Annotated in this window: 17 protein-coding genes; 8 read left to right on the top strand and 9 right to left on the bottom strand. The window is 48.2% G+C overall.

Going from position 1 to position 22886, the window contains the following annotated elements; all coding sequences use genetic code 11:
- Nucleotides 1-60: 60 nt before the first annotated feature.
- The 5 genes from MYF79_RS25220 to MYF79_RS25200 are packed head-to-tail and all read right to left on the bottom strand — an operon-like array spanning nt 61 to nt 7846.
- On the bottom strand, nt 61-2895 hold the full coding sequence (locus MYF79_RS25220; RefSeq protein ID WP_247810641.1) for a hypothetical protein: 2835 nt from the start codon (nt 2893-2895) through the stop codon (nt 61-63).
- On the bottom strand, nt 2873-5356 hold the full coding sequence (locus MYF79_RS25215; RefSeq protein ID WP_247810640.1) for a hypothetical protein: 2484 nt from the start codon (nt 5354-5356) through the stop codon (nt 2873-2875). The genes MYF79_RS25220 and MYF79_RS25215 overlap by 23 nt, the downstream gene beginning before the upstream one ends.
- Nucleotide 5357: 1 nt before the next feature.
- Complete coding sequence (locus MYF79_RS25210) at nt 5358-6062, bottom strand: hypothetical protein (RefSeq protein WP_247810638.1); 705 nt, start codon at nt 6060-6062, stop codon at nt 5358-5360.
- Entirely contained in the window at nt 6059-7210 is a 1152-nt protein-coding gene (locus MYF79_RS25205; RefSeq protein WP_247810637.1) for an AAA family ATPase, read from the bottom strand. The genes MYF79_RS25210 and MYF79_RS25205 overlap by 4 nt, the downstream gene beginning before the upstream one ends.
- 3 nt (nt 7211-7213) lie before the next feature.
- Nucleotides 7214-7846, bottom strand: coding sequence for a hypothetical protein (locus tag MYF79_RS25200; protein WP_247810635.1), 633 nt, complete (start codon nt 7844-7846; stop codon nt 7214-7216).
- Nucleotides 7847-8114: 268 nt separating this feature from the next.
- On the opposite strand from MYF79_RS25200, the gene MYF79_RS25195 reads away from it, so the two are divergent.
- From MYF79_RS25195 to MYF79_RS25180, 4 genes are all read left to right on the top strand, one after another.
- On the top strand, nt 8115-8882 hold the full coding sequence (locus tag MYF79_RS25195; protein WP_247810634.1) for a DUF1080 domain-containing protein: 768 nt from the start codon (nt 8115-8117) through the stop codon (nt 8880-8882).
- Nucleotides 8883-9118: 236 nt separating this feature from the next.
- The gene (locus MYF79_RS25190; protein WP_247810633.1) at nt 9119-10135 is read left to right on the top strand and encodes a sensor histidine kinase; all 1017 of its coding nucleotides are present in this window, start codon (nt 9119-9121) and stop codon (nt 10133-10135) included.
- A 1-nt stretch (nt 10136) separates the two neighbouring features.
- Complete coding sequence (locus MYF79_RS25185) at nt 10137-10913, top strand: LytR/AlgR family response regulator transcription factor (RefSeq protein WP_247810632.1); 777 nt, start codon at nt 10137-10139, stop codon at nt 10911-10913.
- A 380-nt stretch (nt 10914-11293) separates the two neighbouring features.
- Nucleotides 11294-12058, top strand: a complete 765-nt coding sequence (locus tag MYF79_RS25180) for a hypothetical protein (protein WP_247810631.1) — start codon at nt 11294-11296, stop codon at nt 12056-12058.
- A gap of 86 nt (nt 12059-12144) precedes the next feature.
- Here the strand turns inward: MYF79_RS25180 and MYF79_RS25175 are convergent, their stop codons facing one another.
- The 3 genes from MYF79_RS25175 to MYF79_RS25165 form a co-directional block, all read right to left on the bottom strand.
- On the bottom strand, nt 12145-12852 hold the full coding sequence (locus tag MYF79_RS25175; RefSeq protein ID WP_247810630.1) for a DUF4397 domain-containing protein: 708 nt from the start codon (nt 12850-12852) through the stop codon (nt 12145-12147).
- Nucleotides 12853-13087: 235 nt separating this feature from the next.
- A complete protein-coding gene (locus MYF79_RS25170; protein ID WP_247810628.1) occupies nt 13088-15538 on the bottom strand; it encodes an alpha/beta hydrolase-fold protein in 2451 nt (816 codons plus the stop codon).
- Nucleotides 15539-15694: 156 nt separating this feature from the next.
- Complete coding sequence (locus MYF79_RS25165) at nt 15695-16606, bottom strand: diacylglycerol/lipid kinase family protein (protein ID WP_247810627.1); 912 nt, start codon at nt 16604-16606, stop codon at nt 15695-15697.
- Nucleotides 16607-16656: 50 nt separating this feature from the next.
- Between MYF79_RS25165 and MYF79_RS25160 the strand changes: the two genes are divergently transcribed.
- Together MYF79_RS25160 and MYF79_RS25155 are read left to right on the top strand one after the other, a co-directional pair.
- On the top strand, nt 16657-17667 hold the full coding sequence (locus MYF79_RS25160; RefSeq protein WP_247810626.1) for an App1 family protein: 1011 nt from the start codon (nt 16657-16659) through the stop codon (nt 17665-17667).
- 50 nt (nt 17668-17717) lie between these two features.
- Complete coding sequence (locus tag MYF79_RS25155; RefSeq protein WP_247810625.1) at nt 17718-18422, top strand: DUF481 domain-containing protein; 705 nt, start codon at nt 17718-17720, stop codon at nt 18420-18422.
- 68 nt (nt 18423-18490) lie between these two features.
- On the opposite strand, the gene MYF79_RS25150 is transcribed toward MYF79_RS25155, so the two are convergent.
- Complete coding sequence (locus tag MYF79_RS25150) at nt 18491-19831, bottom strand: DEAD/DEAH box helicase (RefSeq protein WP_247810624.1); 1341 nt, start codon at nt 19829-19831, stop codon at nt 18491-18493.
- Nucleotides 19832-20052: 221 nt separating this feature from the next.
- On the opposite strand from MYF79_RS25150, the gene MYF79_RS25145 reads away from it, so the two are divergent.
- Together MYF79_RS25145 and MYF79_RS25140 are read left to right on the top strand one after the other, a co-directional pair.
- Nucleotides 20053-21162 carry a suppressor of fused domain protein gene (locus tag MYF79_RS25145; RefSeq protein ID WP_247810622.1) on the top strand — a complete coding sequence of 370 codons (1110 nt, stop codon included), beginning with the start codon at nt 20053-20055 and terminating at the stop codon, nt 21160-21162.
- Between the two features lie 178 nt (nt 21163-21340).
- Complete coding sequence (locus MYF79_RS25140) at nt 21341-22669, top strand: hypothetical protein (protein WP_247810621.1); 1329 nt, start codon at nt 21341-21343, stop codon at nt 22667-22669.
- Nucleotides 22670-22886: the final 217 nt, after the last annotated feature.

Raw genomic sequence — 22886 nt, 5'->3', positions numbered from 1 at the left:
TAATGATCTTTTCCAGGCCCCCGACTGTTAATAAAAGCCTAAATTGGCGACCTTTCTTTTTTATCGTTTGAACGAGGCGGTTTTGACTGCTATTTTATCGTCGATTTTATGGACAGTGATCCTGCCTTTTTCATCTGCCAGTACTACTTCATTCTGCTGTTCGGTTGGCAAAATGAACTGTACCGGAGCGGCGGTATCGATACGGGTTTTTATGGTAGGGATACCTGTTGTTATATTGTACACGATCGTACCCTTATTGGTAGCAAGTACCAGGTATGTTTTGGAAACGAAGTGGCTGGCGCGCACCACAACATCATCAGCGAAATAGTCGGAATAAAGGTATAGTCCGCTCTTTCTGTCCACTACATATATACATCCCTTTGTTGTGCATGCCATCAGCAACATACCATCGGTTATTTCCGTGGCCGTAACGTGCCTGATCTCATCAGGAAGGTCCAGGTGTTGCGTCTGTCCTTTCTCGTCTACCCTGTAAATCCTGTTACCATGGCCAAAGTAAAAAGGACCTTCTCCCCAGAGCGCGCGGGGATGATCCGGTGCCGGCATATTAAGACGGGTGGAATCCGGGTAGGCACAATAATAACTTGCCCAGGTTCCTTTTTTTATAAACACACTGTTATGCCCATGCTGCGCGTCAGTAAAAATGGTGACGGGTTCTCCTGCGGAGACGGTCATACCTATTGCCCCACCGATGTGATTGGCCGGATAGTCGGTGGTATCCAGTATCACTTTGTCGCCGAATGGTTTTTCTGACGGAAGGATGAGTTTACCAAGACTGATCCTTCTATTGTGGGAAGTAGGCAGGTACATCAGTTTGCCACTATACTTTTTCGTATCGTTTTCCGAGAAACAGGCATAGATCTGCTCTTCCCCGCCGTTGTTGTCTGCAATTGGCTGGTATTGCCAGGAATAATATTTCTGGTTACCATCGGGCAGCATTCGCAACAAGTATAGCGTACTGCCTGCTGTGCCCAGAAATATGAGCTGTTTTTTAATGACCGTAGCCCCCAGCCATTTGATATGTTGTTCTAACTGGAAGCTGTGATCTTTGCGGACGGTTGGTTTAATTTGTCTTCGCTGGGTAGTATACCGGTAGATGTCGGCAGACAGTTCCTGATCATTCGGAAGCATCTTTTTCAGCATGTTTAGTTTTTCTTCTCTGCCGGCGGCTATCTGCGGAGCCACCACTTCATATGCTATTTCTAACACAGTATTCTTCGCTGCTTCGTTCATGTTTTTCCTGAACGAGAGGAAAGTATCTACCAGGTCGTCTTTTTTATGTTCCGGTGTTTTCTGCTCATAGATCATCCGCATTTTACCGGGGAGGCTATCCGCATCTATTGCATCAGTCAGCTGAAGGTATTGCAACAGGCAGCCCTTGTACTGGTTGCCATGCTGCCAGCCATCTAAGAGCACTTCACAGGCGGCTTCCGGTTTTCCGGATTTATGCTGCAGGATGCGGGCGGCTTCCATGTGGTTCTTTTGTTGAGTGGCGGCGTCGACAGCCAGCTGGAAGTACTGTTGTGCCGGCGCTTCCTTTGATAGTTGCCTGTACAGGTCGCCGGTCTTCTCATACTTCTCCAGTTTCTTATAAATGTTGATAGCGTCGAGCAGCAGTCCGCCTTTTTCAAAACATTCAGCCGCCTTTAAGGGCTGCCCGAGACGGTCAATGTACAAAGCGGCCGCCTCATGGTAGAACTGTCCTTCTTCCAGGACAATTGCAGCGCGGTGGAGGTTTCGCAGCAGGTGAGCGTATATATAGGCAGCCTTTCTGTGGTCGCCTTCCTGCAGTGCTTTTGCTGCCTGCTGTTCATATTTCCTCGACAATAGTTCCGTATAACTTTCTGCGGAGGTCCAGGTATCTACCGGCTGGTGACCAAACAGTGTTCCCAGGTTGAAATTCGTCTCCCTTCTCGACAGGGAGGCTGACTGTGGGGCCGTGCCTCTGCCTGGATTAGAAGCATCTGCCAGCGGAATAGCATATTTAAGGGCCTCATTCCCGTTTTTATCAAACATTTTAAGCAGGCGGTCCAGTTCACTATCTCTTCTTTCCTCGATATCGCCCAGCGTTTTTTCTATCCATTGGCGTAACTTTTCCCTCAAGCCAGCTGTCCTTTCACTTCCGGGTTTACGGGAGGCCGCGCCTGTAACCGTTCTGCCTGTGCCGCCAGATCCTGTATTGGCCGTCTTAACCGGCCAGCCGGGAATACGTGCCAGGAAAATGGAAATGGTGTTGAATATTGCCAGAAGGAAACGCAGAAAGCACCTGAGCATCCAGTCCATCAGGCGCATAAACATGCTTCTGCGGGCCCTTTTGCCTGGTAATTCAGATAATGGCAGGGGCGACTGACCATGATTTAAGAGATCCGTCAGTTCTATGCGCTCAGGTATGGCAACACTGATCGTATGCAGATAGGCCGGTGGAGGCATGCCGGGATGTGCATGGTCCCAGCTCCGCTCCCTGGCCTGTGCCGGTGAGAGGAAGCTGCTGATGCTGCGTTGGTCTTCGTTATCAAAACCTACAAAACCTATTGCGGGATGATAAACCTGCACATGCCATATCAACAATGTCCTCATTTCTTCAGGAGACAGCGCTGGCGTCAGGGTAGCATCCACGGGGATAAAAAGGTTCCCGTTGATGGTTCCATAAGGATGGCTTATTTTTCCCGGAGCGGGTACCTGGTCTTTGAAGATGACCAGCAGTCCGCCGGGAGTCATTGTATTTTTATGTTCGGGCAGGAGGAAACAACTAAGTCCTTTCAGCGGTATCTCCCAATCGTTCATTTCATGGAACCATTGCTCCGGGGAATTACCACGAAGGAAGGCCGCACTTGTTTGGTGCCTGGTTTGCGGATTATATGACAGCTGGAGTTCCATATTGTTGAATTACCTGAATGAATGGTTTGATATATCTTTCCTGAAAAATATCCGGAGGTATGTTCTTCTCCTCATCCGGAACGTAATAGGAAGAATAGCCACAGGTGGTGCCGTCTGAAGCCCGGCAGGCAGTAGCCTGGTTGACAATGAGCACAATAGTGATCTCTGCCAGCTGCTTGTCTGAACTACGCAGATGCAACATGTGTCTGTAGCGGTCAAACCATGCTTCACTGCCATCAGGCCATTTGTATTTGGATAGTATTTGCCTGGTACCGGGCAGTTTGACGTCCTGCTCTGTATTATACACGCTATGATCCGGGGCCATATTTACGGTTTTGATCAGTTGCGTAATGTGCCGGGTGAAGACAAGCTCGTGTTTGTTGACCACAATATTGCCTTTATCGTTTATCTCAAGATGCCTGAGGCTATTGATCGTGTTAAATGACTGCCAATGTGCCTGATCGCGGTTTTGATTGTCGTACTGTTTCCTCATCTCCTTGAGCATTTCGCCTGTGACATCAGGTGCTATCTCCATTTTACCGGAATCTGTATCCACTGTAACTGTTTTAAGCAGTCCTAAGATATCAATATAAAAAGATCCATGGCTAAAGGCGCCAGGCTTAAAAGCCACGTCCCTGATACCATTGCGCCTTATGTAACCAGGTAATTCAGGATGCTTTATATCTATAGAGATCAGCTCATGTGTACTTCTTTTGAACTGGTATAGAGAAAGATGCTCTGCTCCTTTTACCTGAAAGAGGATGAAGGAATGCTCAGCGTCATGTCCGAAGAAATAGTTATGAGCATCAGGAAAATTGGGAGTGATCTCTCTGGCGCCCTGTCCTACTTGTGGCCAGAATAATAGCTGTCTGTGTTTTGTGATAGCTAAGCCGCCCGCCTGTTTTGAGAAAAAACTGTCATTTTTATTCAGGTTTGACAATTGGTAAGGAATGAAAAGCGGGAGGGGATGGATTTTCAGGAATGCAGGCAGGTCAGCATCTGTGTTGATGCTTTGGGATTGAACAGGCGTACGTTTTCCTGCGGCCGGTCTTTCTGCATTGATCTTTGCTGTGCTCAATAACTTCCGGTGACCGGCGGTATACCTGTACAATTGCACGCGGCATTCCCTGTTCACGGTGATCACAAAACCATCTGTGCGCCGCAGTGCTGAAAAAGATTGCTGAAACGCGGCGGTATGAAAAAGCTCATCGCCGGTGATGAGAAAATACTCCTGTTGTCCTTTTAGTACATAGGACTCCGTAAATGAAGACAGGGCCTTTGCACTGTTCAGTGCAGGCGACAAGCGTTGCATGCCGGCAATGATCTCTGTCTTGGAACTGAGTTCCATCGGTTCACAACGATCTCCAGCCAAAGCAAAAGTTAATATCTCTGCATGTTGCCTGTTGTCAATGGCGCATGCCAGTGCCGCAGCCATTTCCAGCAGGTGTGGCGTTCCCCAGAGTTTAATGCTTTTATCTACAAGTATGAAACGTTGCCCGGGCTCATTTTCAGGCAGCTCTTCCCGCCTCAGGTAAAGGGCTTCATTATTGGCCAGTCTTACCATAAGGGTTTCATCGTCGTGCGCCAGTTCGCTGAGCAGCAACCTGTCGAAATTGCCTTTGTTGGTAATGTCTGACACACCGCCGAAGGAAGTTTGGCTATAGCCTTTCGTATGCATCGGCAGGTGCAATGCGGCAATGAGGCGTTGTGTCAGCAATGCCAGCAATGCCGTCTCATCGTCTTCAGCAAGTACCTTTAACAGTTCTTCCATCTGCGCCGGCTTTGGGAGATCGATAGGGATCCCCATGTCTGCCGGTACAGGAGGAGGGGGACTTACTACGGCATTCAGTGTTTTCTCCAGTGCATCAGTGTCGGGATAACGCTGTAATATTCGTTTCAGGATGTCTGTATCTGTTTTCAGCACTTCTAAGGGATCCCCGGATGCAGGCTGGCCGATCAGATAATCATATGCGCCACGCTGGCATATTGATAGCATCTCCTTTGCTGTTTCGCCTTGCAGGAATGTTTCAACATGTTCAAAGAGGGTATTCAGCAGCAATTCCCTGTCAATTCCTTTCCAGTATCTTCCCGGCAGGGGACGTAGCAGGGTCAGAAAATCGGCGATAACCGTTTTCAATTCTTCTGCCGTGCTCTCATAAGCCATGTCTGCAAATGGAAACGCCATTTCATAGCCTGCAAGTTCCTCCGCATATTTATATAGTGTGGCCTGTATAGCCTGCGGACCGGGAGCAGGTTTGCCTAATGCAATGACCAGCAGCAACGGCCCCAGTGGGGGCAGGTGATTTTTTATTTTTGAAAGGTCGTTCAGCAACTCTGTTTTATAACAGATCGTGCCTCCTCCTTTTGTCCATTCAATGACTTCTCCTTCTTCCGCCCATTGCCAGAAGTAATCTTTTGTAGCCTGAAAATATGCTACGGTCATATCATGCAGCTGCGACATCTCAGAAAGTATTGGTAAGACGGATAGCGCTTCTGGAAGCGCGTACAAAAACATGTCCGGGAATCTTCTCCCATTGCCCATCCACGTGAAACAGGAGCAGTGTATCGCTCTCCGTACCCGACCAGGTGGCAATAAGCTGACCGATAGCGGGAGGATCGAAATCGTAACCAGCTGGCAGGAGAATATTGTCCCGTAACGTAAATACTTTACCTGGCATAGAAGGTACCGGCGTACCGATGATCAGCACTTCGCCTGTTTCGCAGGCTGCAAAGCTCAACCTTTGCAGCCTGACCAGCGGCGCTGTGCCGGCATATGCCTTCCAGTGCTCCAGTGTGGTCAGTACAGCGAAGGGCTCCGCCGTTGCTGTGGTGGGCGAAAGCCGCACCGTATAGCCTTCACCCAAACGGGCGGGCATAGCAGATACAGGGAGTTCCACGGTAATGAAAGAGGCAATGCCTTCCCACGACATCTTTTTCAGTGTATCGTGGGGGGTATATTTACCGGGCAGGAACAAACGCTCCTGCGCATCGGCCAGGAAGGTGTGCCTGGCAGGTAGTTTACGGAGCTGCAGATCTGTTGTATCGGGCGGAATGCCTCTTACCCAGATCTCATCCCCGGTGGTGGCTACCAGGAGGCCTGGCCATGTGCGTATACTGCCGAGCGCTGTCATATCAGCCATGGCAAGCACGATGATCATCTCTTTCATGCAGATTGCATTATTTTCTTCCAGAGGGCGTCTATGGGTTGCAGCACGTAGTTGCGCTGGGTGGTATTGCTGATCCATTCACAGCGGCTGTTCAGGCTGCGCAGGCGGTCTTTGATCAGTGCGCGGGTAGCAGCCGGGGTGTCAGGATCGTCCCATTGCTCATGCAACTGCTGTACATCGCGGAAAATAGCTTCCGGGTCAGGCGTACCGCTGTTGTGCGCACGAGGATGTTCCTGCGGATGTGTAATGGCTTTCTGTACGGATGCATTCACGATGCCGGCAATGATCTCGATCTGCTCCTCTGTATCCCAGATGTAGCGCAGTACCCAGAGGTCCGAGAGGATGGCGGCCCTGCGTTTGCAGAGTAAAGCGCTTGCCGCGATAAGGCGTTGCAGTTTTACCGCGCGCCTGTCGGAGATCTGAACGCCTGCATTGCGCAGTTGTTCGACCAGCATGATATATTCAGGCCTGATGCCGTTCAGGTCTATTGTTGTATTGAGTTGTTGCAGGGTGCGCAGGTCTTCTTCGGGAATGCCCTTATAGCCGGAGGCCTGTTTTTGTTCCAGTCCCCAGCCCGCCTGCAGCACATTCTCCAGCAAGGCAGGATCTACGTTTTCACAGCGTACCCTGAGCAGGAACCTGTCAAACAGCGCCTGCAGTGCCTCGTCTTCGGGAAGGTGGTTGCTGGCGCCGATGAAGATCAGTGCCGGCAGGTGTTTGGTTTCCTTACCCCTGCGGAAGATCTTTTCGTTGAGCGCCATTAGCAGGCTGTTGAGAATAGCACTGTTGGCGTTCAGCAATTCATCCAGGAATACGAGTGAAGCTTCCGGCAGCATACCGTCTGTATTGGTGACGAGGTCGCCGTCACGCAGCTTGCGGATATCGAAAGGGCCGAACAGCTCATTGGGTTCTGTAAAGCGGGTCAGCAGGTATTCGAAGGTATTCACATCCAGCTGGCGGGCCAGTTCACGCACCATAGCGCTTTTAGCTGTACCGGGAGGGCCGAACAGGAAGAGGTTTTCACGGCCTGCCAGGCAGATGCCCATCAGATCAATAATGTCATCCTTGCCCACAAAGGTCTGTTTCAGTTGCTGTAGTACATCATTCAGTTTGTCTACCAGCGGGGATTCAAAGGTAATAGGTTCCATTGTTTATATATGAACAGTTAGGTCAATTGCAAATTCAGGCCAGAGTATAGCGGCATACGAGCCAAGGGCTTCCTGCACCAGGGGAAGGCATTCCGGGTGGCGGCATTTGCGGAGGTCCCTGGCCTGGACGATCCTGTCGATATACGCTGTTTTTAGCGAAGGATGCTGCATGATCAGGGAAAGGTCTTCCTGTACAACGGCGGCGATGGCAGCCATGGAAAAAGGCCATTCTGCAGCCATGAGCGCCAGTTCTTTCACCAGCGGATCGCCCGGCGCCAGTCCCTTGGCCAGATCAAAAAGACCGGGCATATAGCGAAGGGTCAGGTCGGCAGCATATACGGCGGCTGGCGAACGGACGCCGGTAAAAGGCAGCAGCTGCGCTTTGATGTCTTCCTCCCCCAGATGCCGGATCTGGATGAACTGGACAGCCCTGTAAAGATAGCAGGCGGCCCAGAGGGCGGCCTCAGGATCGTAAGGGGGCGCCTGCCCGGGCATTTCCGTGCTATCGTCATCGTAATGCTGTTTCAGATGCACGGCTGCCAGACGGAGGTCGTCCGGAGCAAACGATGCAATGTCCGGTGCTACGGTTACCGTTCCCTCGTTGATCAGTGATGATATAAATGCTGTCAGTGTCATTCTCTAATGCGTTGGTATGTATACGCGCGGCGTTGGCTTTCTTGTTTTGTCAAAGGATTATTTGTGCGCGGTACGGCAACTTACTTATTGCCGGTTTGTCCCGTAGAGGTCAACATGAACAATAATTCTCCAACATACCTTGAATGCGGAATCTAAGATACTGACAGCGATGGATATATACAAATCTATTGTTATGTAATTAAAAATGATGACCGGATTGCTATTTGTGGGATCTATTTTTAACTTAGGGAATTAAATTATTGTGATCATGTACAAGAAAACGTTTGCAACGGCTGCTGCTGTTGTGCTCTCAGCCACGTTATTTGCGCAGTCGAAGCCTGAAGACACGGAAGTATGGGAACCGGTACCGACAGTTGTTACACCCGGAAAGGCGGCTACAGAAGCGCCTTCTGATGCTATTGTCCTGTTTGACGGGAAAGGCCTGGACCAATGGGTATCTGTCGACAATCCTGACCAACCTGCAAAATGGAAAGTAGGGGGTGGGATCTTTACGGTCGACAAAAGTACCGGTAACATCCAGACGAAAAGATCGTTCACCAACTACCAGTTGCACATTGAATGGCGTGTACCAAAAGATATTACCGGTACAGGACAGGGCAGGGGTAACAGTGGTTTGTTCCTGGCTTCTACAGGAAAAGGTGATGATGGTTATGAACTTCAGATCCTCGACAACTACAACAACAAGACATATGTAAATGGCCAGGCAGGCAGCATCTACAAACAGTCTGCTCCGCTGGTGAATGCAAACCGCAAGCCCGGAGAATGGCAGACATATGATATTGTATGGACGGCGCCCCGCTTCAACAGCGATGGTTCCCTGCAGTCTCCCGCCCGTGTTACTGTTTTCTTCAACGGTGTGCTGGTGCAGAACAATACTGAATTGCAGGGTCCTACCAGATATATCGGGAAGGCATCTTATGCCAAAGCACATGGCGCATGCCCTATCAAGCTGCAGGCACATGGCGATAAGAGTGAACCACTGAGCTTCAGGAACATCTGGATCAGGGAATTATAGTAAAACAGGATGTAAATCCTTTTTTAATAAGTGCAAACGAGGCTGCTCACATTATTGAGCAGCCTCGTTTGTTTAGTTCCGCTTCGAGCAGGGTAATCATTCCTGTGATATTCCAGGGTCTTCAGGTATCTTTGACGCCTCCTCTTTTTATTTTACCCGCGAATTTTACAGCTTCACCTGTATTTTTTCTACATTTAATCCCGGAGTGACTTTCATTTGCACTTATGAATGACCTGATGGGAAGAATGTTTTACATATATAGCTCTCTTTTTATTTCCATAGCGCTGAATATTCCCAGATTGCTCGCATTAAAGGAAAACAGTGTGCTTGCACGCTACGTGCATTTTAATATCTATGAATGGCTGTTTCATACATGCGCAAATTTTCTTTTCAGCTTACTCGCATTCCTTATTATCCGCGATCATTTCCGCGGCCGCTTTAAGCACTGGAAGTGGTGGAAAGAAGGGAAGGCTGCATTGCTGCTTGTCCTGTTGTTTGTTTCTTTTACCATTTTCTGCCTGGGGGTACAACGGCGGCTATTTGAGGAAGGGATACTGCCCGGCCGGGGCATCGTCCTGAAATTCCTGCTTACTTTAATACTCGTAGGCATTGAACTGAAAATAGCTAATACATTGCGGATAGCGAGGTTTAAAGAGCTGGAGAATGCACGCCTGCGCAACGCGCATCTTAGAACAGAACTGGCATTGCTGAAGGGACAGTTGCAGCCGCATTTCTTTTTTAATGCCTTGAGCAGCCTGTCCGGAGTGGTAAGAGAAGATCCTGCGAAGGCACAATACTATATCAGCCAGTTATCCAAAGTGTTCCGCTACTCGCTGCAAAAGGAAGAAGACAACCTGGTTCCACTGAGGGAGGAGCTGGAGGCTGTCAGTTCTTATGCCGCCTTGCTCAAAATGCGCCATGAGGATGGCTTCGGCCTGCAGATAGATATACCGGCAGACATGCTTCATGTAAGACTGCCGCATATGTCTCTGCAACCGCTCATGGAAAATGCACTGAAACATAATGTGGTATCGGCTGCCAGTCCGCTGCTGGTAACGATCACCGCCGCGCAGGGTACAGATGGGACTTACCATATCATTGTCAGGAACAATCTGCAGCGCCTGCCTTTTTACCAGCCGGGAACAGGCATAGGCCTTTCCAACCTGAATGAGCGGTATAAGATACTGCTGCAGCAGGAAATTGAGATCAGCAAAACTGCTGATGCATTCATCGTAAAACTGCCGTTAAAATAATATGTCGTTACGCGTTGTTATCATTGAAGATGAACCGGTTACCGCAAGGAGCCTGCGGGCTATGCTGCAGGATATTGAGCCGGAGTATGAAGTACCAGCCATCCTGGGAGGTGTAGCAGAATCGGTGGAATGGTTGCAAAGGAATATGCATGCCTGTGACCTGTTATTCATGGATATCCGCCTGAGTGACGGGCTGTCTTTTGACATTTTCACACAAATAGATCTTAGCCTGCCGGTGATATTTATTACCGCTTATGATGATTATGCTTTACAGGCATTTAAGGCTAATGGTATTGACTATATCCTGAAACCGTTTGATGTGGATGACCTGAGAGCTGCGATAACAAAATTTAAGCGCCTGAGACAACCGCTGAACAGTACCAATGGATATGAGACATTGCTGAAAATGGCTGCCGGTATGAAAGAATACCCTGCCTCTTATAAGCAGTCTTTCCTGGTACACCTGCGGGATAAACTGATTCCACTGCCTGCTGCGCAGATCTCCTGGTTCTATACTGCCAATGAACTGGTATACGCGGGTACAATGGATAACAGGCAGTTTGTCATAGAGTTTACACTCGAGCAATTGCAACAACAACTGGACCCGGCATCTTTCTTTCGGGCAAACCGTCAGTTCATCGTACAAAGGCCAGCCATACAGGAAGTAGAATTCTATTTTAACGGTCGCCTGTTGTTAAAAGTGAATCCGCCTGCAAAAGAGCAGATCCTTATCAGTAAGGCGAGGGTGCCTGAGTTTAAGGAATGGATGAATATATGAGGTGAAATAGTAATCCTGTTCGTTTCACCCTTCAAATTTGCAGCTTCGCCGGGAAAGAGAGAATAATAATGAAGCATACAGCTACCTTTATATCATGTAATGGCGAGCACATACTATAAGCTGCTAAAATCCGTTTTATAAGTCATGAAATCCCGGCAGGGCAGATCATTCTCATCGTGAGTTGTTTTTTTGTGATTGTATAGCAATAAGTTGTGAAATAAGTAAAAGTGTGCGTACAATACAATTGTTAATTCCCTCGTTATATTATGAATTGTAGTTATATTAATATACATTTACGGGGATAAAGGGAAGTAAATAAGTCATGTAAGTTCGTAAGCATTAATTCAATTATATCACAAATCAATTAAAATCTCTATTCTATGAGAAGACCACGTCTCTCCTTTGCTGGTAGCAAAGCTACGCTGTTATTGCTCGTTGTGGCTGCAGGAATTTCCTTTGGAATCACTTCCTGTTCGAAAGATGATGACACCAAACAGAATTCCGGCGTAACGCAGGAACAGGCAGCTTCTGTAGTATCACAGACTGTTATTAACCAAGGGGGTATCGTTGAACAGGTAAACCAGACGACTGTTTTGGTCGCCGCAATGGAAGCAAGGCAAGCAGGCGGTAAGCTGAGTGATTTTTGTGGTAAACAAACCGATGGCAGCATTAGCCATGACGGTACCGCAAACGGAGTTACCTTCAACTACAAACTGAGCTGGTTATATTCACTCGCCTGTACCAGTGATGTACCAACCCTGTTCACATTTAATTTCAAGGGTAATACCATGTTTGAGACTGACAAGTTTAAAACTACTGACAGCTCTACTGCAAGCTATAAACTGGGAGGTTTAAGTAGCAACAGCACCGCCTGGGAACTTAGTCAGACCTTTGACCGTGCCGGTAAGTTTGTATCCAAAACAACAGATCTGCCTTCTTTCACCAGTGCAGTTCACTACGAGTCTGTTAATATTAAAGTCAGCAAAGAGACTCATGAAATCGTTTCTGGTTCTGCTACTGTGAAGATCACTGGTGCAGATTCAAAGGGTAACGTTTTCAAATATGAAGGTACTATCACATTCCAGGGCAACAAGAAAGCTGTATTCACTGTTAGTGGTGGCAGCAATTTCCAGTTAAGCTGGTAAAATTTACTTACATAAAAAAGGGAACCCGTCTCAGCAATGAGGCGGGTTCCGTTTTTTATACAGGTGTGTATGATTAATACTTACTGCTAGTTATTAGCCATGATGTTCAATGCAAACGGCTGCTCTATTACAGGTGTTGCGTTTGTCAATCCCTGCGCCACCACGGTATAAAGCTTGCCTGCACTCAGCACCACACTGGAGCGGGTGATGACAGTTTCTCCGTTAGTAGCGTTATTCAGCCTGATGGTGTAAGTACCTGGAGCCAGCTGTTTAAATCCGGTAGCTGATTTGTATGCAATACTACCTTGCAGCAGGCTGTCGTTCGCCAGGAAATTAACCGCCGGTGCATCGCTTCCCGCATGTACAAAGCGGATGCCTGCCATGCCGGATGCCGGTGCGCCAAGATCGTCTTCTGTGAGAATACCTACCGTTGTGTTGCCATTTGTTTCACCGGCAGCGAACAGGGAATAGGTTTTTCCTTTTTCAAATTTTACCGGTGCAGACAATACCGTGTTACCCGATACCGCCGCCTTAAAATCAAAGGTAGCATCTCCCTTTTTTACATTCATATAACCGGTAGATTCACCATAGGCGATGGCGGAGGAATTCAGTTTGCTTGTTCCGTTGAATACATTTACACTACCTGCATCAGGCAATGCATTTACAATTTTTACAGTTGCGTCTGGATCAACAGTTGTATCATCATCGTCTTTGCTGCATGATGAAAAGGTAAACATTCCTGTCAGGGCTAAAATGGTTAACAGACCCTTGCTGGCATAATTCAGAGGTGTCATAATCTGGAGCTTTTTAAATGAAAAATGATTTATTCTCCTTAAAAACATAAACTATGCCACGTAAATGAGCATGGTATGCTGTGTAACAGTTATGGGTAATTTTACACATCTTGTAGGACGTCGTATGCCTTTCTTCCTCAAACTATGTAAAGCTGTTTAACCATATAAATCGGACTTATAATAAAAATGCCGCGGAGAGCTTCCCCGCGGCATTTTTGTTATGATTGATCTGATCTTAGTTCCTGATCATTTCTTTTTCATCCAGCTTCCACTCGTTATTGTAAAAGCCTGCAGTTTTCACTGCAGCAGTATTTCCTTTCAATAGGTCGACGTTGAAGATCATATAGTCGGGGAATCCGCTGCCACCGGCAAAATACTGGTTAGCATCAGCGGCGCGCATACCTGACAGTCCGGTACCGGCAATGACCGCAACAGCAGCCGTTTTACTATCGGCTCTTGGCCACATGAAGTATGCCGCCAGTCCTTCTCCGGAATATTCCTGTTTACCGACTGTTACCTTACCACGTGTTACCTGCACAGGCGCGTTTTGCAGCAGTTCTTTCCAGGCCTTGTTCGTAGTTGCATTGCCGTAGATGATAACGCCACGGTCAGGATACCTGGCGGCATTAAAGTCTTTATCTGCAATAATATCTACAGCGCCATTGCCCCTGTAATACCAGGTTTCTGCATCGTAACGGGCTTTGTTTAAAGACCACTCATTCTCCGCTGGCTGTCCGCCGGTACTGTAAACAAACACCATACGATGATTGAATGCTTCCTTGAATGTACCGTTCCGCACAGGTCCTTTGTCGGTAGCTGCCGGCGCTGCGCCCGCAGTCCATTGAGCGCCGTTGTGCAGGTACAGGAGGCTGTCGCCCGCTTTACGTGTATAAGTCACTGCAGGTTTGTTATCCAGCGTAATGCTCAGCGTATTGCCTGCAGGTACATCTTTCAGATCAATAGCCAGTGTCTGGATATTGGAGGTGGTACCGGTAATGGTATTGCGCGATTTATTCCTGCTGAGCTGTATGCGGCTGTATTCCAGCGCATGTTGTTGCTGTAGGATGCGCACCCAGTGATGTACGGCAGAGATGGCAGGATTGGCGGTAGTGAAATCAATTTCATGCACACTTGTATCTGCCGGAATGGTGTGCCATTTGAAGTACTGGAACAAAGGACCCCAGTCTACGCAGGTATCGCCGTACCAGTGCTCACCACCGGGATATTCATAATAGCTGTAGTCTTTATGGAAATCAGCCAGTATTTTTTTCATTTGTCTTGCATAGTCGACAGAAACAACTTTATCGCTATCGCCATGAAGTATGTACACACCACCTGCTTTATAGTTAGTCGCCAGTTTAAAGGTGTTGCTTGGATTGCTGGCTCTCAGCAGCACCTGTTCAGTACTGTTGCGGGGAGAATCGGGGATCAGTCCGTCTGCAGAGCCATATCCCATCAGGGTGGGATAACCGGAGCAGGGCGCAATAGCAGCCCATTTACCGGCATAAGTTGCACCCAGGTACCAGGTACCGTGTCCGCCCATAGAGTGACCAGTCAGATAGATCCTTTCAGGGTCCGGGTGAAAGCTGCTGATCCCGATGTTCAATACCTCCAGTGCATCGAGACGGCCCCAGTCTTCCCAGTTGAAACCGCGGGGACGACGGTTGGTAGGCGCTACCAGTACGCCCCAGTCCTTGTACCTGTAGGCACTGGCCTGGTTGATGGCCTGTACTTCGGCGCCATGTACAGAAAGGAAGAATGCAGGCGCTTTGCCATCAGGATTGGCCTGTGGCGATACGGCGTAGTATTGTACGCTGCCGTCTATATCACTGACGAAAGTATTACTGTAATGGTCTTTGTTGCTGACCGCCTTCAATGCAAAGGTTTTACTGTCCACAGCGGCCTTCTGATTGCTCAACACCAGTGTACAGTGATAGCCGTCATTGGCTGTACCGGAGGCATCGAATTTAAAGCCCACTTTACGGGTGCTCAGTGCCGCTACTTCAGGAATGGTGGTCGTAACTGTTTTACCGTTCACAGTGGCCTGGATCTGCATGTTTTTAAGCGATTGTGCGGAGGTGTTCACCACCACAACTGCACCCCAAAGGTCAGTGTTATTATTGCCGGCTACCACAAATGGCATAGTAGAATCGGCGATGCTGATATAAACTGGTTTTTCGGGAAACAGCAGCCGGGCTTTAATACCTTGCCTGCCGAAGCTGCGGCCTGTGCGGATATAAAATTCATTATTCCCCTGGCGTAATTGTACCGGGATGTACATCCAGCCATAGCGGTACATATCGCCCGCATGTGGCGTACCATTGACATACACCATCTGGTGGCCTGCAATATTCAGGATGGCTGTCTGTGCCTTAGCTGCGTTGTAGGAAACATACAGATAGCCATTGTTGATCACGCGACCTGCAAAAGAACCTTCTGCATTGGCGCTGATATCCTGCCATTGCTGTTGTGCGCCTTTTTCATCAGGGAAAGAGCTGGCTCCTTTTACAGGTGTTTTCAGCTCGCCATTACAGAGCGCCCAGGCCAGCTGATCTGTATACAGCGCAGTCCGGCCGTATTGATGGCAGGGCCCGCTGATCAATCCGTCCTTAAATACATAGGTCTGTTGGGCAAATAGGCCATATCCCGGCAACAGGAGGGCCAGGAGAAATAGAATCTTCCGCATAAAAATCATTTGTGTACAAAATAGAAAGCAGGGGGTACATATACACGCAATATGATGACCGGTGGACAGTTGGTAGGAAGAACGGTAGGCATCTTCCAAGACCTGCGTCTATGCCGGATTACAGCTGATATTTTTCACTTAATGGCTGATATGATTTTAACGCGCGGCTTCCGCAGGGGCGGGCACAATCACTTTCAGGGCCCGCGGCAATATATTGGCGCGTATCTGCCGGGTCTTGCCAAGGTATTCACCATCTATCTGGAAATGCGCCCGGTTCCGGGTACTGATATTTACCTGGTCGGCCTGCAGGATCTCCGTCTTCGTGGGGTCGAAGGGGCGATGCCTGAACAACATCTTCAACAATTCAGGAATGGACAGTTTCCGTAATATCACCACTTCGAAGAGGCCATCCGTAAGATCGCCATCAGGATTGATACTTGCGCCTGTGCCATACATCCGCGCATTGGCCAGTACTATCATATGGGCATGGCGAATAAGGTGCATTTTTTTGTTCTCTATTTTTACTTCCAGCCGCTTGTTCTGCCACAATGTTTTAAAGGCGGAGAGGGCATAACCCAGTTTACCGCGGATGCCCCTTTGCTCGAAGTTCTTTACCAGTAGTGCATTCAGGCCTACATCACTCAGGTGTATGCAGACCTCCTTACCATTTATCTGTATAAGGTCTATATCCATTACCGTAGAAGGCTGTTCCCGGGTAATGAGGGCCAGCACCTGTTCCCAGTCTGCCGGAATATTTAACTCTGTAGCCATACCATTGGCAGAACCGGCGGGAAGTATACCGAGTGGAATATCTGTATTCACTAACTGCTCTGCCACCATCTTCACGGTACCGTCGCCACCAACAGCAATGACACAGCCGGGCTTTATTTTTTTAATAAGGTCTGTAAGCTTTTGCTGTGGCTTATCTAACACGAAAAAGTGGATCTCTTCCTGTCGTTCACGGAAATAATTTTTGATCAACTCCTCAGGATCGGCCTTCTTTTTGCCGCCTGAAACAGGATTGATCACAAAAAGGAGCCGGAGCTGCATGGATGATTGCTGCGCCATGTGATTGATAGTAATTAATACACTCTGTTCATTACAAAATAAGCGCCTGAATGTCTGTCTGGAATAAATTTCTACACTGGCTGGGGATAGAGGGAAGAACGCATATCAGGGTTTACCACGGTATCGGCGGTGTGGAACAGCTGGAAATATTTGGCCATGTGCTGGATCGCGGGCCCCTACCGGCCATGCGGTATAGCAGCTTCCCTTTGTTCAATATGATAGCCCTGCTGCGGTTATTTATGGTAAAGCCCAGGGAAGGTGCGCAGGTACAGCTCACATGGGAGGGGCAGACCATTACTGCATTGACAGAATCAGACGGTTTTTTCCACCTGCAGTGGCAACCGGAAACGATGCCGGCGCCTGGCGATCATGTGGTGGAAGTCATGATCACAAATGTGGAAGAAAGCCCGGTAACGCGTGCAATGGGTGTAGTGATAATTCCACATCGCAGCCAGTTCGGATGTATTTCAGATATTGATGATACCTTCCTGGTATCGCATTCTGCTTCCATGCTGAAAAGACTGCATGTGCTGTTTACCCGCAATGCGCGTACTCGCCAGCCTTTTGAAGGGGTGGTGAACCACTACCAGATGTTGAGTGATGCCGTCAATAAATTGCGTCCTCCGCGTCCTTTCTTCTATGTATCGAGCAGTGAATGGAACCTGTACGCATATATCCGGGAGTTCTGCCGGATGCATGGGCTACCGGAAGGGGTGTTCCTTTTAAGTCAGCTGAAACCTTTGCACATGCTGCTGAAAAGCGGGCAGCAGCATCATGCCACCAAGTTCACAAGGATCAGCCGTATACTGAAGCATTATCCGCATATGCGGTTTATTTTGCTGGGAGATGATACGCAGGAAGATCCGCATATCTACGAGGCTATTACCAAACATTTCACTTCACAGATCATTGCTGTTTACCTGCGGCATGTCAGGAACAGCCGTTATGCTGCCACACAGGAAATTGCCGGCGTGATCAGCGGGAGAGGCATTCCCTGCTGCTATTTTAAACATAGCCGGGAGGCCATTGCCCATTCAAGGCAACTGGGACTGATTGCGTGACCATAAATGAATGTATGTAAATTATGAAGTGTGCTTTTATCTTGTTACTAATGATTGTATGTTACACCGCTGCATGGGGGCAATTCAGTGATTCCATTCATTATTACGGTAAGTTCTCTTCCACCGGGTCTATCAACAGGACGCAGGACGGCCGCTCATACCTGCTGAATAATGGGTTCAAGCTGGGCGTCAGTAAGAAAAAGATAGCGTTGAATGCGAGCGGAGGATGGGTGTACGGCGAGCAGGATAGTGTGAAGACCAACAACGATTTCGCGGCGTCGATGGACTTTAGCCTGTTCAGGGCCGTTCGGCAGATCTATTACTGGGGACTGGCCAACTACGATAAAAGTTATTCGCTGAAGATCAATGACCGTTTCCAGGGAGGGGCGGGTATTGCTTATAATGTCCTGGAGAGGAAAGGGGCTTATCTGTCACTCAGTGATGGTATCCTGTTTGAGAACAGCGATCTTTTCCTTAAAGATACCATCCCGGATGTATATCATACTTTCAGGAATTCTTTCCGCCTGTCGTATAAGTTTGTGATACATGATATCATCATTATCGATGGTACCCATTTCCTGCAGAATTCTTTATCGCACGGCAGCGATTACAATATCCGTTCTACGTCGAATCTTTCCATCCTGTTGCGGAAATGGTTAAGTATTACGGCCACGATGACATACAATAAGCTGAACCGCACGGGCAGGGAGAACCTGTTGTTTAACTATGGGCTTACGGTGGAGAAATATTTCTGAGGAGGATATTATGTAAAGAAAAAAGCCCGGTCTGTGGTACAGGCCGGGCTTTTATGTAAGCTAGCTATTTATCTTGACGCGGATCTTTCGCGTTGCTGATTGTTACGATGCTGCTGGCCATGTCGCGGCTGACCGTTGCCATTGTCTTTCTGCTGGCGTGGTGCTACATGTCCCTGGCGGTTGCGGGAGAAACCTCCCTTTTTATCGCGGGGATGTTGCTGCTTAGGCTTCGGTGCTGCGGGGCGCTGCACAGGAGCGGTAATACTGTCGCCATTGTGAAACGGATGTTCCGTTACTACAGGAATATCGCGTGCAATAAGCTTCAGGATATCTTTCAGAAATGCCTTTTCTTCTCCTTCACAGAAAGAGATGGCCATGCCTTTTGCACCAGCGCGGCCGGTACGGCCGATACGGTGTACGTATGTTTCAGGTACGTTTGGCAGCTCGTAATTGATCACGTGCGTCAGTTCATCGATATCGATACCCCTGGCTGCGATGTCAGTCGCTACCAGTACTCTCGTCTGCTGTGACTTGAAATTGCTCAGGGCGCGCTGACGGGCATTCTGTGATTTATTGCCATGGATCGCTTCAGCTGTGATCTCTGCTTTGTTCAGGTCTTTCACCACTTTATCTGCACCATGTTTGGTACGGGTGAAGACAAGCGCGGTCCGGATAGATTTGTCTTTCAGGATGTGCAGCAGCAGGTTGCGCTTATCGCTTTTATTCACGAAGTACATGGACTGTGTGATGGTCTCTGCGGTGGATGATACCGGTGTTACTTCCACTTTGGCAGGATTACGCAGGATCGCGTTTGCCAGTGTCTGTATTTCCGGAGGCATGGTGGCAGAGAAGAACAGCGTTTGACGTTGTTCCGGCAATTTGATGATGACGCGTTTTACGTCATGTACAAATCCCATGTCCAGCATTCTGTCGGCTTCATCCAGGATGAAGTATTTAATATCTCTCAGCGTGATATAATTCTGACTGATAAGATCCAGCAAACGGCCTGGTGTAGCGATGAGGATATCAACGCCTTTTTTCAGGGCTTCTGTTTGCGGATGCTGGGAAACGCCTCCAAAGATGACCAGGCTTTTCAGGTCGAGGAACCTGCCGTAGGCAGTGAAACTTTCCTGTATCTGTATAGCCAGTTCACGGGTGGGCGTCAGGATAAGCGCTTTAATATTGCGGGGGCCTTTGCGTGAAGCCTGCTGGTCTTCATGCATTAATTGTAAAAGGGGGATCGCAAAAGCGGCTGTTTTACCGGTGCCGGTCTGGGCGCAACCCAGCAGGTCCTTCTTATCAAGTACAAAGGGTATAGCTTGCTGCTGAATGGGCGTTGGATTGGTATAACCTTCGTGCTCCAAGGCCTTCAGCAAGGGCTCGACGAGCCTTAACTGTTCAAATGACAAAATCTTTAATTTTTGATGATGAATACTTGGTAAGGCTATCAACAGTGGCGCTTGTCCGGTGATGTTGCTGATACTTTACCCGCCTTACTCGCAAACCAACACAATGTTTTGAAGGGTATAACAGCAAAAGCAGTGAGGAAGAGAATAAAAGTGATGCAAAGGTATGCTAAATAAATGATATCAGGTTATTTCTTTAATGATAAGTAATTATCTTGCAGATTATGAGCAACGGACCATTAGTATTGTTAGAACAAGCCAACAGCCGCTACACGATGATTGCGGTGGTAGAGCAGGACGAACGGACAGCTTATTTTTATCTGTATCCTGCTGAATTGCAGAGTAAAAAATATCGTATGCGTGCTTGCTGGTTACGCAATTTACAACCCGGCCCCTCACAAAGGGATAGCGCCGCCATGGAGAGGGGAGACGCACCTATGCTGGAGGCACGCCTCACAAATCATCCTGAAGGGAAAGCTCCTTTAAACCCCGCTTTATTGTCCATTGTGTGGATGCCGGAGGAAGACGGTGCTGCTGTATTGTATGACGGTGAAACACTGGGTGTGATACCCGGCTGGAGCCTCTATACAGAGGAACCTGTATCTTACGCAGCAGATTGTATTGACGCAGATGCCAATGCCCTGGTGTTCCCACTCGGCCAGCCCGGTAAGAATGAGCAGCACAAACGCGTTGCGGAGGCTATACAGTTCAGGCAACAGTGGGAAAGCACAGAAAATCCCCAGTGGCCGGTGATTCAGGAACAATTTATTGCTGCCTATGAAGCACAATTCGGAAAGATGCAGCAGTATTTTGCAATAGACAATAACCAATGGCCGCCAATGGCGCTTGGAAAGTTTGAAAAAGATAATGTGGTATATTTCCTGAGCATGGGTGTGAGCATCCGCCCGATGCCATGGGTATCTTACCTGTATAATGACAATGCACCTGCCTACAGAAGAATGGAACTTGCGCTTGCGGTGAGTAAGGACGATTATACAGACGAAGAGATCATGAAGATGGCGGAAGGCATTTCCGGTATGGCAGATATACCCTGGAGGCATATCAGCTGGCTGGGAGAAGGGCATACCATCGGTTCCGGGAAGCTGCCCGCACCTTTTGAAAGCATTGTGTTGTCTGCAGCACTGTATAACGGAGAAGGCATCGCATTGCCGGAAATGTATGGCGATAAAGTAAATCTTTTCTGGGCCAGCCCTATTACGTTGAGCGAACGCGAATTTGCGCACCGCCGCCCGAATGGAGGATATGAATTGCTGGAGAAGATGATACAGGAAGATGTTACACATATTGTAGGAAAAAGAAAAGCTATCGTATAATTATTTTAGTGCCCCTTTTTATAAAGGGCAATAATGTTTGCCAGCCCGCGGATCTATTCATCTGTTCACCAATATTGCTGATATAGATGAATATAGCGGGCACCTTTACATATGACTACACTTGGCTGCTAACAGGGTCATGATATGACCTGCACTGTACAGGGAAAAGCAAACAAAAATGTATATCAACAAATTAATGAAACAGGCAGCCGCTGTGCTGCTGATCTGCGGAAGCACTACAGGTGCATTTTCACAGGGCTTTAAAGACGGTAAGATCTGGCTGAACGAGGATGGCAGTAACTACTTCAAGTTCACATTAGTGTCGCAGATCTGGCTGAGGAACACCGACATGAACCCGGGGACCACCATCAATGGGTATGCGAAAGACAATTATACTGATATTGGCGTAAGAAGGGCCAGGTTTCAGGCCTTCGGTCAGATCGCCGACCGTGTGTTCATCTATTCGCAGATCGGTATGAACAACTTCAACTACTCTTCAGACAGGAAAGCAGGTTTCTTCATTCATGATATTATGGGTGAATATGAAGTGGTAAGAAAAAACTTATCGCTCGGTGCTGGTTTGAGCGCCTGGAATGGCCTGACGCGTTTTTCAGCGCCTTCGGTTGGTACGATCCTGGGCGTTGATGCGCCCTTGTTTGAACAGAGCACCAACGATGTGACAGATCAGTTCCTGCGTAAACTGAGCATTTATGCAAAAGGTAAGCTGGGGAAACTGGATTATCGTGTAGTAATGAGCAGTCCGATGGCAGTACAGAAATCCAATGGATATGTACCAACTGTCGGAAAGTATGCTACGTTCTCTGCCAGACCTGCTAAAATGCAGTGGCATGGATATTTCCAGTGGCAGTTCCTTGACCAGGAGGCCAATACTACTGCTTATACCACCGGTACCTATTTAGGCGCCAAAAAGGTATTTAACATTGGCGCCGGTTTCCAGATACAGCCAGACGCTATGTGGCGTGCCGGTAATAACGGAGATACTGTTGAGTCAAATATGCAGCATTTCGCAATAGATGCCTATTATGATGCGCCTGTCAACGCCGCAACAGGCACCGCGCTGAGCGCATATGCATCTTACATCAACTCCAACTGGGGCAGAGGTTATATCCGTAACCAGGCTACCATGAATCCCGCCAATGGTACTAACAGGCCAGACATCCTCAACGGCAGCGGTAATGGTTATCCTTCTTTCGGAACCGGTAACCTGCTGTACGGACAGGTGGGTTATAAATTCAAAAATAACCTCATCGGAAAGACGACCATTATGCCTTATGCCAGCCTGCAATATGCGCATTATGACAGGCTGAAAGATAATATGGCATTCTGGGATGGCGGTATCAACTGGTTGCTGAAAGGACATACCTCCAAATTGACTTTCGCTTACCAGAGCAGACCCATTTACCAGGTGGATGCAGCTTCCCAGGAAGCATTCAAAACTGATCGTAAAGGAAGCTTCATTTTACAATTCCAGGTATTCCTGAACTAGTGGATACGAACGCAGCCTGGCCTGCACAACGATAACAGATGCTATGGGACAGCATTTCAGTAACCCGCCACCGGCGGGTTATTTTATTTGGGGCAGAGGTCTTAAAAGATAAGGAACAACTACTGAGGAAACAGTATTCAGGCTGCCATGGCAAAAGCGGATTATTCCATTTGAATCCAACAGTCCTAAAAGATAAGGAATAACTACTGACAAAGCA

The organism is Chitinophaga filiformis (genome assembly GCF_023100805.1).
Taxonomy (GTDB): Bacteria; Bacteroidota; Bacteroidia; order Chitinophagales; family Chitinophagaceae; genus Chitinophaga; species Chitinophaga filiformis_B.
Note: the sequence above shows the minus strand (reverse complement) of the source record. Positions and strands in the feature narration are given on the sequence as shown.